Origin of the sequence: Streptomyces sp. NPDC086835 (assembly GCF_044745705.1) — a bacterium.
Lineage (GTDB): Bacteria > Actinomycetota > Actinomycetes > Streptomycetales > Streptomycetaceae > Streptomyces.
This window is the reverse complement of sequence record NZ_JBIVAU010000001.1, coordinates 629,444-642,904: the sequence shown is the minus strand read 5'-3', so window position 1 is coordinate 642,904 and position 13,461 is coordinate 629,444. Positions and strand designations below refer to the sequence as shown.

15 protein-coding genes are annotated in these 13,461 nt (G+C 74.3%); all 15 read right to left on the bottom strand.

The window, feature by feature from the left end; genetic code table 11:
• Nucleotides 1-14: 14 nt before the first annotated feature.
• The 15 genes from ACIPJI_RS02935 to ACIPJI_RS02865 all read right to left on the bottom strand — a co-directional run bounded on the left by ACIPJI_RS02935 (nt 15) and on the right by ACIPJI_RS02865 (nt 13,419).
• Nucleotides 15-746: a hypothetical protein gene (locus ACIPJI_RS02935; RefSeq protein ID WP_402244106.1), complete on the bottom strand. Its 732-nt coding sequence runs from the start codon at nt 744-746 to the stop codon at nt 15-17.
• 331 nt (nt 747-1,077) lie between these two features.
• A complete protein-coding gene (locus ACIPJI_RS02930) occupies nt 1,078-1,824 on the bottom strand; it encodes a hypothetical protein (protein WP_402244105.1) in 747 nt (248 codons plus the stop codon).
• On the bottom strand, nt 1,821-2,654 hold the full coding sequence (locus tag ACIPJI_RS02925) for a hypothetical protein (RefSeq protein ID WP_402244103.1): 834 nt from the start codon (nt 2,652-2,654) through the stop codon (nt 1,821-1,823). The genes ACIPJI_RS02930 and ACIPJI_RS02925 overlap by 4 nt, the downstream gene beginning before the upstream one ends.
• A gap of 189 nt (nt 2,655-2,843) precedes the next feature.
• Nucleotides 2,844-3,239, bottom strand: a complete 396-nt coding sequence (locus ACIPJI_RS02920) for a hypothetical protein (RefSeq protein ID WP_402244102.1) — start codon at nt 3,237-3,239, stop codon at nt 2,844-2,846.
• A 73-nt stretch (nt 3,240-3,312) separates the two neighbouring features.
• The gene (locus ACIPJI_RS02915; RefSeq protein WP_402244100.1) at nt 3,313-3,882 is read right to left on the bottom strand and encodes a hypothetical protein; all 570 of its coding nucleotides are present in this window, start codon (nt 3,880-3,882) and stop codon (nt 3,313-3,315) included.
• Between the two features lie 156 nt (nt 3,883-4,038).
• Nucleotides 4,039-4,731 carry a nuclease-related domain-containing protein gene (locus tag ACIPJI_RS02910; protein WP_402244099.1) on the bottom strand — a complete coding sequence of 231 codons (693 nt, stop codon included), beginning with the start codon at nt 4,729-4,731 and terminating at the stop codon, nt 4,039-4,041.
• A 217-nt stretch (nt 4,732-4,948) separates the two neighbouring features.
• Complete coding sequence (locus ACIPJI_RS02905; protein WP_402244097.1) at nt 4,949-5,884, bottom strand: DUF3560 domain-containing protein; 936 nt, start codon at nt 5,882-5,884, stop codon at nt 4,949-4,951.
• Between the two features lie 97 nt (nt 5,885-5,981).
• A complete protein-coding gene (locus ACIPJI_RS02900; protein ID WP_402244095.1) occupies nt 5,982-6,713 on the bottom strand; it encodes a PP2C family protein-serine/threonine phosphatase in 732 nt (243 codons plus the stop codon).
• A gap of 61 nt (nt 6,714-6,774) precedes the next feature.
• The gene (locus ACIPJI_RS02895; protein ID WP_402244094.1) at nt 6,775-7,311 is read right to left on the bottom strand and encodes a hypothetical protein; all 537 of its coding nucleotides are present in this window, start codon (nt 7,309-7,311) and stop codon (nt 6,775-6,777) included.
• A gap of 125 nt (nt 7,312-7,436) precedes the next feature.
• The gene (locus tag ACIPJI_RS02890) at nt 7,437-8,180 is read right to left on the bottom strand and encodes a hypothetical protein (RefSeq protein ID WP_402244092.1); all 744 of its coding nucleotides are present in this window, start codon (nt 8,178-8,180) and stop codon (nt 7,437-7,439) included.
• 67 nt (nt 8,181-8,247) lie between these two features.
• Nucleotides 8,248-8,760, bottom strand: coding sequence for a hypothetical protein (locus ACIPJI_RS02885; RefSeq protein ID WP_402244091.1), 513 nt, complete (start codon nt 8,758-8,760; stop codon nt 8,248-8,250).
• Entirely contained in the window at nt 8,748-10,973 is a 2,226-nt protein-coding gene (locus ACIPJI_RS02880; protein WP_402244089.1) for a hypothetical protein, read from the bottom strand. Before ACIPJI_RS02880 ends, ACIPJI_RS02885 begins: the two co-directional genes overlap by 13 nt.
• A gap of 115 nt (nt 10,974-11,088) precedes the next feature.
• Nucleotides 11,089-12,510 carry an LPD29 domain-containing protein gene (locus tag ACIPJI_RS02875; RefSeq protein WP_402244087.1) on the bottom strand — a complete coding sequence of 474 codons (1,422 nt, stop codon included), beginning with the start codon at nt 12,508-12,510 and terminating at the stop codon, nt 11,089-11,091.
• Between the two features lie 137 nt (nt 12,511-12,647).
• Nucleotides 12,648-12,830 carry a hypothetical protein gene (locus ACIPJI_RS02870; protein ID WP_402244086.1) on the bottom strand — a complete coding sequence of 61 codons (183 nt, stop codon included), beginning with the start codon at nt 12,828-12,830 and terminating at the stop codon, nt 12,648-12,650.
• 28 nt (nt 12,831-12,858) lie between these two features.
• Nucleotides 12,859-13,419: a hypothetical protein gene (locus ACIPJI_RS02865; RefSeq protein WP_402244085.1), complete on the bottom strand. Its 561-nt coding sequence runs from the start codon at nt 13,417-13,419 to the stop codon at nt 12,859-12,861.
• Nucleotides 13,420-13,461 lie beyond the last annotated feature (42 nt).

The following is a 13,461-nucleotide window of genomic DNA, read 5'->3' as shown; positions in this document are numbered from 1 at the left end:
GAGGACGCGGGCTGTCACGGGGTGGGGGCGGCGCGGGCGCGGTCCAGCAGGTAGCGGAACCGGGTGGCGTCGTCGTTGGGGTTGGAGCAGGTGGCGGTGAGGTCGTAGAAGTCGTCCCGGGCCTCCGGGGGGACGGTGAAGCGCAGGACGGGCCACATGTCCTCGTCCTCCGGGTGCCGGTAGGTGTCGGCCAGTTCCTCCAGCGACGGGGGCGGCGCGAGCAGGCGCAGCACGTCGGCTTCCTGGTAGCCGGTGGCCCCGTAGTCGTCGTCCAGGAAGGACAGCAGCTCAGCCAGGGCGTCCGCGTCGTAGCCGCCCAGGTCGGCCGCGCGGTTGTCCACGAGGTTGATGCGGCGGGCGGTGTCCTCGTCGCATGCCACCAGCTCGCAGCGGGCGGCCGGCTCCCATGCAGGGTCGTTTCCGCAGATACCACAGGGGTGTTGCTGGCTTTGGTCGAGGAAGGTGCGTCGGCAGTCGCCGGGGCCGTGCTCCGCGAGGGCGGCCATCGTGTGGTTGCCGGCGAGGACGACGAGGCGCCGGCGAGGCGCGTGCGTACGGGGGTTGGACAGGTCGACGCCGACCTCGGGCTCGTGCTCGATGTGCTGGACGACCAGGGAGCGGTACTGACCGTGGCGGCGCAGGCTGGCGAGGATGGTGGCGACGTCGCCGCGCTTGGCGTTACCGGGGAACGGGGTGAGGTCGGCGAGCGGCACGAGTGCCGTCCCCTGGTACGTGGCCTGTGACATGCCCTGGTCCCCTCGTCGCGTGATGGCAGCGCAAGAGGATAAGCGGAGGGGCAGACCGGCCTCCTGGAGTGACTATCTCCACTGATCAGAAAGGGAGTTGATCACATTCACATCGACAACCGGAACCCATCGACGGGCCGGGCCGGACATGCGCCTGGCCTCCCGTGGGGAGGACCGGGAGGCGGCGCGGCCCCGCGTGCTGGTCAGGCACGGCGAGGCCAATGCACCTGCCCGGCCGGGGGGAGGCTCGGGCGGCGCGCGTTCAGCATGGCACCGGTTTCAGCCACAGCAACAGGGGCGTGACTGAAAAACATCTCCGGACGGTCGAGAGTCAGCGGCCTCGGCGCCTCGCGTCACGCTCGGCCTGCCACTGGCGGAAGGACCGGCCACCCATACGCCGCTTGAACTGGGGAATGTTGTTTGCCGGGATGCCGACCGGCGCCGGGCCGAGGACGGCCAGGAGGTCGCTCGCGTCCTGGGAGTGGTAGCCGGCGGACAGGATGGCGGCCTCATCCGGGAAGACGTCCGCGACGCGGTCGCCGGGCCGGATCAGGTGGTCCTCCATGCCCCCGTAACTGAACACCCAACGGAAGTTCCGGGGCGGGGCCGGCTCCACGAGGCGACGGAAGCGGCTCACCTCCTTCGTGTAGGCGTAGAAGTTCACGGCCGGGCGGAACGCGATCAGGCGCAGCCACGCGGACAGATAGTGGTCGCTGAAGAAGTCGCCGGCGTCGTGAATGCGGATCCAGCCGCCTCGATGGCGCGGGTGCGCGAGCTCGGCGGCCATCTGGCGCTGCCACCCGGGCAGGTCGTCCAGCACGTAGGCCAGGTTCGCCTGGTGGCGGTCGATGACGCCGGGGAAGTTGTACGTACCGTTCCGCGCGTAACAAGCCTGTGCACAGACCCCGGCCGCTGGACAGGTCTTGACGACCCGTCCATCCCGAAGACGGGTGGCCAAGGCCGGCAGGGTCCAGTTCCAGATGTGTTCCTCGCGCAGCTCGCTGTTCTGGGTGAGCAGCCGCTGCGGGCGCCGCAGTCGCCGGCGAACCTGGGGCGCGTCCAGGGCTACGGCGGTCATGAGGGTTCGACCCCGGCGGCCTTGAGCAGCGCGGAGACAGTGACCACGCCGTCGTGGGCGTGCCGGGAGTCCAGGACGGCCGCGAGGGTGCGCAGCGCGCGGAGCACGATCTCCGGGGCTCCCTCGGCCGGGAACATCTCCCGGGCGACGGACACCAGCCGGGCGGCCTCGTCGCGGTCCGGGGGGAGGTAGGTCAGCGTCATGATCACGTGCCCGGGGGGCGGGGGCGTGGGCGGGGTGGAGTCGCCGGCCGCGGCCGGGGTGGCGGGGGTGGCGGTGTCCGGGGCGCCAGCCGTGGCGGTCGGGGCCGGCTGCTCCTCGGGCGGTTCCTCCTCCTCGGCGGCCTCCTCGATGGCGGTCAGCAGGTCGGCCAGGTCCTCGTCTGTGTAGCCGGTGCCGTGGACGTCGTCCAGGCCGGCGATCAGCTCCGCGAGGGCCTGATCGTCATACGTGCCCAGGTCCGCCGAGCGGTTGTCCACGAGGTTGATGCGGCGGGCCGTCTCCTCATCGCACTGGACAATCTCGCAGCGGGCGACCGGATCCCACGTCTCGTTGCCGCACACCCCACAGGGGCGTTCCTCCTCCCCCACCTTGACGGTCATGCCGCAGTCGCCGGGGCCGTGGGCGGCCAGGGCCTGGGTGGTGTGGTTGCCGGTGAGGATGACGTACCGGTCAGGCTCGACCTCCCGGACGACCAGGGAGCGGTACTGCCCGTTCCGGCACAGGCTGGTGAGGATGGTCCCGACGTCACCGCGCTTCGCGTTGCCGGGGAACGGCACGAGCTGGGCGAGCGGGATGGTGTCGGTGCGGACGTAGGTGGCCTGGGTCATGGGCTTATCCCCTGGTCGCGGGTCGAGAGGGCGCAGAAGGATAAGGCCAGGCGCGCGCCTGCTCACCGTGGCCGGACCGGCAGGCCGCGGCGGGGGTGGCTGTCCGGTGGGACGGCGAGGGGCCCGCACGCGGCTGTGTGCGCGTACGGGCTCCTGGGAGTCGGGCTACTGCGGGGCGTCCGGTACGAGTCAGGTGTGCAGGGTAAGCAGCGCGCGGAGGTGAGCGACGTCGGCGTACGCGATCTCTGTGGAGATGGACGTGTCGCGTCCGTCCTCGTCGTCCCAGGACTGGGCGTAGACGGCCCCCGGAAGGTGCAGTTCGAGAACGTCCCCGACACGGCCAACGGTGAGTGCGTCCGTGCGGGGGGTGCCCGTCCAGTCCGTCCAGCCCTTGTGCGCGGTCACCTGGTCCAGCGCGGCCAGGATGTGGCGGGCGTGGTCGACGGGGATTCGGAGGACGTGACGATCCACGCGCTCCGGAGCGAACTCGGCGGTCGGGCCGGAGACGGTGAGGTAGAAGGACTCACCCCGGATCTCCGTCCGGTACTGGCCCATGGCCTCGGTGGGCTCCTGCTGGGCTCCCATGGTCAGCTCCTCATTGTCGTGCGGTCGGGTCAGGCTAGCCGGGCAGGGGCAGCTGGTGGGCCGCCCCGGGTGGCTACTTGGCGGGGTCGAAGAAGTCGTTCAGGAACGCCTCCAGGTCCATGGGCTCCTCGGCGGTCGGCTCCTCGACGGGGCCGGGCTGGACGGAGGCAAGGAGGGAGGCCAGGAAGTTCTGGGCACCCATCGGGGCGCGCGGCTCCTCGACGGCCGGGGGCTCCTCGACGGCGGGGGCGTCGGGGTCGATGAACTCGTGCATGCCGGCGAACAGGGCGTCGGTCGGCTCCAGGTCGAACTTCACCGAGTGGGGGCGGGTCATGGCCTTGAAGTTGGGGAAGGTCGGGGCCTCGAACTTGCGCTTCTCGATCCGCTTGACGGCGCGGTGCGCGTCCTGGGCGGCGATGAGGTCCGGGCCGCTGTGGTGGTTGCGGGCCTTCGCGTCGGCGGCGCGGGCGGCCTTCTTGGCGGCGGCGAGGGCGTCGGCCTTCCCGGCGGCGTGCAGCTCCTCCAGGGTGGTCCGGACGGCGCGGGTGTGGGCGGTCTCCATCTGGCGGACGGTGCCCGTGCGCTCGGTGCGCACGGTGCGGGTCGTGCCGTACACGGTGACCGTGGTCTCGCGGTAGTCCATGGGGTTGCTCCCTGCCTGGTGGTGCGGGTTCCAACACCCACATACTTGCAACATGAGGTTGCAATGTCAAGTTGCACGATGGGGGTGTCCGGTCAGGTCAAGCACGGGGAAGCCCGCACCGGGCGCGGGGCGCGGTGCGGGCGAGGAGGGGCCGGATCAGCGGCGGGTGTACGGGGGCAGCGCCCGGTCGACGGCGGCCACCAGCTCGGCGGCGCGTCGCTGCCCGGGGATGCGCGCGGCCTCCCGCAGCACGGCCGGGAGGACGTCGGCCGGGACGATGCGCACGCCCCGGAACTCCAGCTCGGCGGCCGGCCGCCCGTGGGGGCCGACGAGGGGCGGGCCCTCGATGGCGACGATGGCCGGGACCGGTACGCCGAGGGCGCGGGACACGGCCGCGGCCTCGTCGCGGGCGCTGGTGATCCGGCGGGTGACGTCGCGGTCGCCGTGCCAGACGCGGCCGACGCGCACGGTCACCGGGGGGCGGTGGGGCCAGAGCTTGGGGTCCAAGAGGAACACGCCGCCGTTGGGCGAGATCGCGAGGGCGTCCACGTTGGCCGGTCCCTCGCCGGGCGGGAGGGCGAGGTCGTAGCGCAGCGTCCAGCCCTGGCGGGTGAGGGGTGCCAGGCGCGCGGCGGCGCGCTCCTCGCCCACGGCGCCGGCCTCCCACCGGCGGGCCTGCCGACCGGCGCGGGTGTCAATGCCGAGGGCGTCGGCGAGGCGGACGAGGGGGGTCCGGAGCTGCCGGGCGCGGGCGGCGGCCGAGGCGCCGGCCCCCGTCCTCGACCGGGCGCGGTAGCGCCTCCAGGTCCACCAGGCGGCGGCCAGGAGGGCGACGGTCAGGAGGGTCACGTTCGGGTCCTTTCGTGGGGGCCCGGACACGGTGTCCGGGCAGGGGCGGACAGGGGGGCGGACACCAGGGGCCGGGGGTGTCCGTGCGGGGGCGTCGTCGCAGGTGGGCCAGTGTCCGGACAGGGGGTGTCCGGCAGGGCTGTCCGGGAGTTGTTCGGGGTTGTCCTGGACAACCGGGGCGGACAGTGTCCGGGCACTGTCCGCCCCCGGTGTCCGGTCAGCTGTCCGGGGTGTCCTGGACGTGGTCACAGGCCAGGGCCTTGACCTCTTCCCAGCCGTAGCGGTCCGTCCAGGAGTAGCCGGTCGACACGCTCACGGTCTTGCCGTTGGCGCGCACGACCGTGCGCCACTGGCCCCGGATCTTCACCCGGTCGTCGCGGTGGACGTTCTCCTTCGAGTAGCGGCCGAACGTCCCGGCCTCCCGGGCGGCGTCGAGGACGGCGCGGTCGCCGGCGATCCGCTCGATCAGGACGGCGCGCTCTCCCTCGTACTGCCGGCGCAGCGCGTCGGAACGGGCCCCCGGGTACTGACCCAGGCCCTCCATGCGGCGGTCCAGGGCGCGCAGCTCGGTCTCCAGCCGGTCGACGCGGCGCGCGGTGACGTCCGGGCGCTCCTTGTACGCCTCGGCGCGGCGGGACCCCTCGACCCGGGAGGGCAACCGCGCGGCCTCCTGGGCGGTCAGGGCCGAGCGGATCGCGGTGTCCACCGACCGCTCCAGCAGGTTGCGGTGCGCGCGCCCGCGTCGGCCGGGCATGACCGGCTGCCCCAGCGGCAGGTGCTCGACCATGGCGTCGGAGCGGCGGCGCAGGGCCTCCGCCTCCCGGGTCAGCTTCTCCTGCTTGGCCTCCAGGGCGGCGCGGCGGTCCTCCAGGCGCTCGTGCTTGTCGGCGCGCACGACGTCGTTGGGGCGGACCTCCTCGGCGATCTCGACGGTCACCGTGTGCCCGGCGGCGCGCAGCTCCTCGGCCGCGGCCTCCATGGCGGCGACGCGGGGGGCTCGGTCGCGGCTGTTGGCGTGGCCGTACTGCCGCAGGGAGCGGAACCAGCGGAATCCGTACCGCTTGAGGATGTCGCCGGTGCCGTCCCCCTTCTCCGTGTCGCCGTCCACGAGGGTGCCGTCTTCCGGGGTGTGGCTGATCGTGATGGTGGCCATGGGGCGCGCCTTTCGTCGGTGCTGTGGTGCTCGGGCGGGTGACCGGGCCTGTCCGTCCGAGGGGGCGGACAGGCCCGGACACTGTCCGGACAAGGGGTCAGGGGCGCAGGTCGGCCACGAGGGCGGTCGCGTTGTCCGGGCGGGTGCCGCCCCAGGCGACGGCGGTGTCCACCAGGTCCCGGGCCGTCTCCCGGGGGTCGCCGACCAGGTACGTCGCCACGTTCGCGCCGTTGTCCTCGATCGGCTCGTACGCGCCGTCCGAGGCGAGCAGCAGCCGGCAGTTCTCGGCCGGGACGGTCACGGTCTCGATCGCGGGGTGGCCACTCGCGGCCTGGGTCTCCTCGTCGGTCAAGGAGGACCCGAGGCAGGACGTCACGCGGTTGCGGCTGCCGCCGCTGTGCCAGTCGCACGGGGGGTACACCCGGCGGAGGTTGTGGTCGTTGGTGAGGCGGCGGGCGGCGCCCCGGGCCAGGACGTAGGCGCGGGCGTCTCCACACCAGGCCACAGTCAGGGGCTTGCCGGGGGCGGTAACGGCCACCACGGCGCAGGCTTTCGGCAGGTAGTCCCGGGCGTACGGGTCGGCGTCCTCGCGTTCGGCGCGCAGGCGGGCGTACACGGCGCGCAGGCCGGCCTCCGCGTCGCCGTGGCGGGCGGCCGTGCGGGCGAGGCGTGCGGCGGCCTCCCTGGTCCAGGCCCGGACGGAGGGAGTCGAGCCGATGCCGTCCAGCAGCACGTACGCGCGGGCGCCGGTGGGGGCGGTGTAGACGGCGGTGGCGTCGCACTGCTCCTTGCGTCCGCCGATGAGCTGCGCGGTGGCGTAGTTGCGCACGGTGGTGCTCCGTTCTGTGGGGCGGGCCGGGCCGCCCCGGGGTGGGGCGACCCGGGGCGGGTCAGCGGCGGTTGCAGGGGCGGGCGTTGTCCACGGCGACAGCGGCGGCGAGGCGGGCGAACTGGCGGTGCAGGTCCTCCAGGACGCTCAGGTACGCGATGCGGGTGGTCTCGTCGGCGGGGCTGCTGGCGTCCAGGTCGTGGACGGCCAGGGCGATGCGGGTCAGGAGGCTGATCTCCTGCCGGGCGAGCTGCGGGCTCACCGGGTTGAGCGCGGGCAGCTCCACCGGGCGGCGGGTGATGGGGGCGGTGACGTAGTAGAAGACCGCGTCCGTGATGCCGGCGGCCGGGTTGTCCTCGGCCAGGGCCTGGCACTCCAGGAGGGCCATCGCGGCGTCGAAGGGGGTGGTGTTGGTGATCGTGATGCCGTCCATGACCGGGGCGTCCTCGGTCTCGAACGCGTCGGCGGCGGTGTCCAGCAGCGTCACCATCTGCATCAGGACGTCGTGGGTGCGGTGGAGGGGGGTGCGGCTAAGGACGACGTAGGCCAGGGCGCGGGCGCGGGTGGCGGCGTCGCGGGCGGTGGCGGTGATGGTCATGACGGTCCTTTCCGGGGCGGGCTGTGTGCCCCTCCCTCATGTCTCGATACTTGCACCCTTATGTTGCAACGTCAAGTTGCAACAATGGGCGCACGGGTGACGTTGGCAGGACGGTCACTAGGGGGTCAGCCGGTCATGCACTCCGCGCATCCACCGCAGTTGCACCGGGCCGGGGCCGGGACGCGGGCGAGGTGCTCGGCAACGAACGAGGCCGCGACGGCGCGCCGGTGATCGCGCGTCAGTCGACGGGCCTCGTCCCGGTCCCCGCCCCACCCGGACAGGGCGCCGCACGCGCACGTCGCCGAGCTGCTGCCGTCCCGGAGCATCCCGGCACGGCCGCCGGGGCGGTTGAGCCCGGCCGCGCCGTACGGGTCGCCGGCGGACGGCCGGTACCAGCCGCGGGGGTCGGTTGTGCGGGTGCGGTGAGCCTGGGCGAGGAGCCCCAGGCGGGCCGTCAGGGACAGGCGGAGCCGGTCCCCGTCCTCGACCACCAGCCCCCGGGCGCGGAGGCGTGCGGTGGTGAATGCGGGGATCTCCCACGTGAGGCCGGCGATTACCCGGCGGCCGTCGTTCTCCGCGTACCGGGCGCGAGGGTCGCCGGCGACCAGGTCCAGGTCAATGCGGGTCGTCGCGGACAGGGCGCCGACCGGCATGAGCGGCTCCAGGCTGATGGACCTCTCTGCGCGGACGACGCCGTTCTCGGTGGCGCCGAACAGGCGGCGGGTCCAGGTGATGAGCGCGCCCCCGGCCGGGGTGAACTCGACGTCGTAGCCCCGGCGGACGGCGGAGGTCAGGAGCATCGTGGCGTGCTGCTCGCTCGCGGTGCCCTCGGTGACTCCGGTGGAGTGCTGGATGGTCTCTCGGAACACGGGTCCTCCTGGCGGTGCGGTGTGGGGGGCCGGGCGCGGGGGCGCCCGGCGTGGAGGGCGGGGCGGGTTAGCCCCTGGCGGGCTGGAGGCGGCGGGGGCGGGCGCCCTGGCGCTCCCACCAGCCGCAGTCACACAGCGGGCAGTCCGGCGGGCAGGTGCCGATCCAGCAGGGGTGGACGTAGCGGGGCTCGTCCAGGTCGAAGCCGTCCCCGGCCGGGACGGTGCCGACGTGGCGGGTGCGGGCGTCGAGGACGCGGGCAATGCCCTGGGTCATGACGGCGGCGTTCGTCTCCCCGGCCGGGAAGAAGTCGTCCACCTGCGGGTCGTAGAACTCCGCGTGCAGGCGGGTCGCGCGGTGGCCCATCGGCAGGACCGCCCCGAGGAGGGCGCCGGTGGTGTCGCGAACCTCATAGCCCTCCACGGGGTCCTCGCCCGCCCACTCGTCGCCGATCCACTTCCATCCCTGGACTTGGGCGGCGGTCATGCGCACCAGGAGAACCGTTACGTCGCGGAAGGACAGGCCGGTGGTGCCGGCGGGGCCGGTGAACTGGGACAGGGTGTGGGCGGTCACGGTGCGCATGTCGTCCTCCGGGTGGCTGCTGGTGGTGGTGGGCGGGGGCCCCGGCGCCCTCCCCGGTGGGGGAGCGGCGGGGCCCGGCGGGTCAGCTGCGGGCGTGGGCCGGGCAGGCGTAGACGGGGCGGTACCGGCCGCTCTGGGCGACCTGGACGAACCGGTCGACGGCGGCGGGCTCGCGGCACTCCTTGTGTCCGAACTCCGTCGTGGTGCCCAGCTCCGGGCGGTTGCGGCTCACCGGCACCCGGCGCCACGTCGCGGTGCACGCGCCGTGCGCGCGGTGCGGGACCCCCGCCGGGTCGGTGGTGATCTCCTCCGCGTCGGCGGGCGCGGCCGGGGCGGTCGTCGCGACGGCGTCCTCGGTGCCGGTAATCCGGATCGTGCGGCTCATGGCCGTTCCCCTTCCTGGTCGGGCTGTCTGCCCTCCCTGACACCCCGATATTTGCACTCTCGCGTTGCAACGTCAAGTTGCAACGTGAGGATGTGTGGGGCGTGTCGGGGTGGCGCCGGGGGTGCTCCCCGTCAGCCGGGTGGCCCTCGTCCTCGACGGCGGCCGGCGCCTCCGCGCGCAGTGCCGCGACGACCTCCGCATCCAGGCCGTGGAGGCGGGCCTCCTCGTCGGTCGGGGCCCACCCCGGGGGCCGCTTACGGCCGAGCCGGTATGTGATGCCGGCGACGCGGGCCCAGGCGTCCCACAGCCGGTCCTCCCATGCCTCGGCGGCCTGCCGCTGCTCGAACTCCGCGTACCAGCGCTCCCGCTCCACCCGGCGCCGCTCCTCGTCGGCCCGGAACGCTGCCGAGCGGCGTGCGGCCTCCTGTCCACCCCGCAGGGGTTGCAGCGGCAGACCCTCCTTCTTGCGAGGGCGCTCCACGGGCTCCGGCCGGTGGAGGTCCCACACCAGCAGCGCGCGGCGGCCGTCCGGCGTCGGCTCGATGCGGGTCACGCCGTCCCGCTCGACGTCGGCGAGGAAGCCGGCGGCCACCAGCGGGGGCAGGAGGGCCGCGGCCACCCTGCGCCCGGCCCTGCCGGGGGCCACGCGGCGCGCGCTGCCGTCCTCGGCGCGCAGCAGCTCCCCGGCCGCGGCCCAGCGGACGGCGTCCGCGTGCCGGGTGGACCACCCCAGGGCCTTCGCCCGCTCCTCCTGCCGGTACCGCTCCCGGTAGTCGACGGCCGGGACCGGCTCGGCGGGGGCGTGCGGGGTCGGCAGCTCCTCCCCGGGGGTCTCGCTCACCGGGAGGGGTGCGGGGGCGGCAGGCGCGGGCAGGCGGTCGGCCGGGGCCGGGCCCACGCTCCCGGCGGCGTGCCACTCCCACAGCTCCCGGGCGGCCTCCAGGCTGCTGCACCATCCGACCTGACGGCCGGTCCGGCACACCTCAAGGCCGTCCTTGCACGAGCACGTCACCCGGAACTTCCCCGCGTGGCGGGTGACCACGGCCTGGATGATCCGGCCCCGGTGGTCGCCGGCCACCATGTCCAGCCGGACGGCGCTCTCCACCTGCTCGGCGGTGACCACGACCAGGCTCTCCACGTCGTCCAACTGGGTCCAGGCCGGGGAGTGCTCGGTGGCGGGGTGGGTCTTGACCGCGACCCACCGGCCGAGGCGATACACGTTGCCCACCACGGCGGCCTGCCACTGCTCCGCGTAGTTCTGCATCACCAGGTCACCCCGGCGGACGTGCGGGGCGTCGGCGAGGGGGCGCAGCGCGGCGGCCGGGACGATGGCGCGCTCCCGGTCCCCGTCCTGGGCGGGCTCGACCTCCCAGGCATCCCCGGCCGGGGCCATCAGCTCCCAGTCGCCGGGGCGCCCGTCCACGGCCACGATGTCGCCGGTGCGGAACTGGGCGGCCGGGGCGGCGGGCGCGGCGGCCGGCGCCTCCTCGACGGCCGGGGCGGGCCCCTCGGCGGCGGCCGGGGTCTCCCGGACGCGGTCGCCCGCGTTGGCGATGCTCGCGGTCGGCCGGTCGGTGCCGAAGTACCGGACGGACACCCGGAACGGGAACGGGCCCTCGCCGGTGCGCTCCTCGATCAGGTCCGCGTTCGCGGTGACGACCTCCTGCGCGTGCCGGGTGAGCAGCAGCACGTAGGTGTGGCTGCGCTCCCCGTTGACGTAGTGGCCGGTGACCCGGAAGTCCTTCCCGGCGCCCTGGGCCAGGCCGAGGCGGCGCAGCTCGCGGGCGATGGCCACGGTCGGGGTGGTGGGGGCGGTCATCAGTGCCACGGGGGCTCCTTCGCAGGTGGGGGCGGGGGCGCGGTGGCGTCCTCACCCCCACATAATGACAACACCACGTTGCAACGTCAAGTTGCAACGTGGTGCGTCGGAGTGTCGGGTGGGGTCAGTTGGCGGCGCGGGCCAGGACCGCGAACGTCAGGGCCGCGTCCACCCCCTCGCGCCACGCGGCCCCCGTCCCCTGCTCACCCCAGGCACCGGCCACGTGCGCCGGCACGGGCACGCCCCGGTACGTCTCCGGCGCCCGCTGGTCGCAGGGCTGCGGGGCCGGGGCGGGCTTGATGTAGGCCGCCGTCCTGCCACCCCGGGCCAGCCTCAGCTCCCCCTCGTACCAGTGGTGCGTGGCCCCGAACTGGAGCTGAGCGGCCAGGAACCGGGTCGCCTCCGCGCGGCTCTGCAGCGGGGCCGTGCCCTCCGGGCCACCGATCACGTGGAACACGTCCGCGCCCCGGAGGCCGACGTCGTCCAGCAGGCGCGCGGCCACCTCCAGCAGGTAGGCGCCCTCCGCCTCGTCGGTGCACGGGAAGTCCCCGAACTCCACGAGGCGGGCCCGCTTGTCGCACACCAGGCACCGGAACGCGTACGCGCTGCCGGGCCCGTCGATGCCCTCCCCGGTGTTCGTGATCCGGTGCGCCCCAGCCTCCAGGCCGTTGCCCGGCTCCTCGGCCGGGGCGTCGCCGGCGACCTCCTCGACGGCGGGCGCCTCCTCGGCCGGGTCGGCGGCGGGCGCCGCCTCGAGGACCCCCGTCGGGGCCGGGAATAGGCCGGCCGCGCGGAGCGCGTCGCGGACTGCGTCCAGCCGCTCGGCGCCGGCCGCGCCCCGGGTGCCGGGGAGGTACCAGTAACCCTCCTTCCGGTGCCACTTCAGGCCCTGGTCGCGCAGCACGGGCGCGGACCCGTCGCCCCGGCGGGTGCCGCGCACGACGATGCCCTCCTCCTCGGTGTGGGTCGCGTCGATGCCGGGGCCGAACAGCGCGGCGGGGGCGGGCTCGGCCGGGGCGGCGGGCTCCGGGGCGGCAACGGCCGCGGCCTCCTGGGCGGCCTTCCAGCGGCGCGGCAGGACCACTTTCCGGGCGATGTCGAGCACCTGGTTCACGCCCCAGGACCCGCCGATGAATTCGCCTTCGCAGGTGAAGCCGCCGTTCGTGGCCTGCGTGTCGGTGTCCTCGCCGTTGGCGGCCTTCCACAGGGCCAGGGCCTCGGCGCGCGCCTCGTCGGACACCTCCTGGTGGAGGCTCATGTGGTCGACCACGGGCTTCCCAGTGACGCGCTTGCCGTCGATGGTGACGGTCACCTCGTTGCCGGTCGACTCGTAACGCTCGTCGTAGCCGTTCCAGGAGGACCCCTGCATGGGGCGGGCGATGGCGGCGACGTCGGTGTCGGCCGGTCCGTCCGTCCACGTCACGTCGATGCTCGCGGACCCGGTGCCCTTCCCCCGGCGGACGGAGAACTTCGCGCCGGGGAAGGCGGCGGTCAGCCGGCGCTTGAGCTCGGCGGACACGTAACGGGCGTCGATGTACGTCGTCATGGCGCTGCTCCTGGTTCCGGGGGGCTCGGTGCCTCCCTCCACACACATAGTTGCACCCCAATGTTGCAACGTCAAGTTGCTACATGGGGGTGCGTGTTGGACGGGCCGGGCGGAGGGGACGCCCGGCCCGGGGCGGGTCAGGCGGCGGGGGCGGCGGACACGTCCACCAGGACGTCGTCCTGGTCCGCGTAGTCGGCGGCGTACGCGGCCAGCAGCTCCGGCAGGTCCGGGAGTTCGGTGGTGGTGTCGAAGCGCAGCAGGGCGGCGCGCTCGCCGTTCTCGATCCGGACGGCGCTCACGGAGTACAGGGCGGCAACCATGGTGTGTCCTCTCGGCGGTGTGGGGTGGTCAGGAGGCGGCGAGGGTCGAGCGGACGCCCAGGCGCCACCCGTCCGCGAGCGGGGCGGTCCAGGACCCGCGCACCATCGCCGGCACGGGCACTCCGGCATACGTGCGGGGGACGGTGGTCAGAAGGGCGTCGCACTGGCCGCACAGGACCAGGCCGCGCGCCTGCGCCTGGTGCTCGGGCATGACCTCCTGGCCCCGGTACATCTCGGGCTTGCCGTTCAAGGCCGGGCAGGCGGAGTCCGGGTGGTAGGCCGTGCGGTGGGTGCCGATACGCACGTGGACCGTGCGGGCCGGGAGCTCCACGGCCGGCGGGGCGGTGATGCGCTCCGCGGCCTCCTCGCCGTCCAGCACGCCGACGCCATGCTCCGCGCCGGGGCCGACGAGGCGCCACCCGTACCGGGCGCCCATGTACGTCAGCTCCCAGCAGGCGCCCGCGTGCTGGACGGTGCGGGTGACCCGGGTACCGGGCTTGATCGGGCCCAGTTCCAGACCGGCAGCGGCCAGGGCGGCGGTCAGGCTGTCCAGCGCGGCGGCCGGGATCGTGCGGGGCAGGTGCGACATCGAGGGCTCTCCGTTCCTCGGGGTGAGGGCCGGGCGCGGCGG

Excerpts from the sequence above, each read along its gene's own strand:
- ACIPJI_RS02925 (WP_402244103.1), bottom strand. The coding sequence starts at position 2,654 with ATGACCCAGGCCACCTACGTCCGCACCGACACCATCCCGCTCGCCCAG.
- ACIPJI_RS02920 (WP_402244102.1), bottom strand. The coding sequence starts at position 3,239 with ATGGGAGCCCAGCAGGAGCCCACCGAGGCCATGGGCCAGTACCGGACG.
- ACIPJI_RS02885 (WP_402244091.1), bottom strand. The coding sequence starts at position 8,760 with ATGCGCACCGTGACCGCCCACACCCTGTCCCAGTTCACCGGCCCCGCC.
- ACIPJI_RS02905 (WP_402244097.1), bottom strand. The coding sequence starts at position 5,884 with ATGGCCACCATCACGATCAGCCACACCCCGGAAGACGGCACCCTCGTG.
- ACIPJI_RS02870 (WP_402244086.1), bottom strand. The coding sequence starts at position 12,830 with ATGGTTGCCGCCCTGTACTCCGTGAGCGCCGTCCGGATCGAGAACGGC.
- ACIPJI_RS02865 (WP_402244085.1), bottom strand. The coding sequence starts at position 13,419 with ATGTCGCACCTGCCCCGCACGATCCCGGCCGCCGCGCTGGACAGCCTG.
- ACIPJI_RS02935 (WP_402244106.1), bottom strand. The coding sequence starts at position 746 with ATGTCACAGGCCACGTACCAGGGGACGGCACTCGTGCCGCTCGCCGAC.
- ACIPJI_RS02895 (WP_402244094.1), bottom strand. The coding sequence starts at position 7,311 with ATGACCATCACCGCCACCGCCCGCGACGCCGCCACCCGCGCCCGCGCC.
- ACIPJI_RS02875 (WP_402244087.1), bottom strand. The coding sequence starts at position 12,510 with ATGACGACGTACATCGACGCCCGTTACGTGTCCGCCGAGCTCAAGCGC.
- ACIPJI_RS02915 (WP_402244100.1), bottom strand. The coding sequence starts at position 3,882 with ATGGACTACCGCGAGACCACGGTCACCGTGTACGGCACGACCCGCACC.
- ACIPJI_RS02930 (WP_402244105.1), bottom strand. The coding sequence starts at position 1,824 with ATGACCGCCGTAGCCCTGGACGCGCCCCAGGTTCGCCGGCGACTGCGG.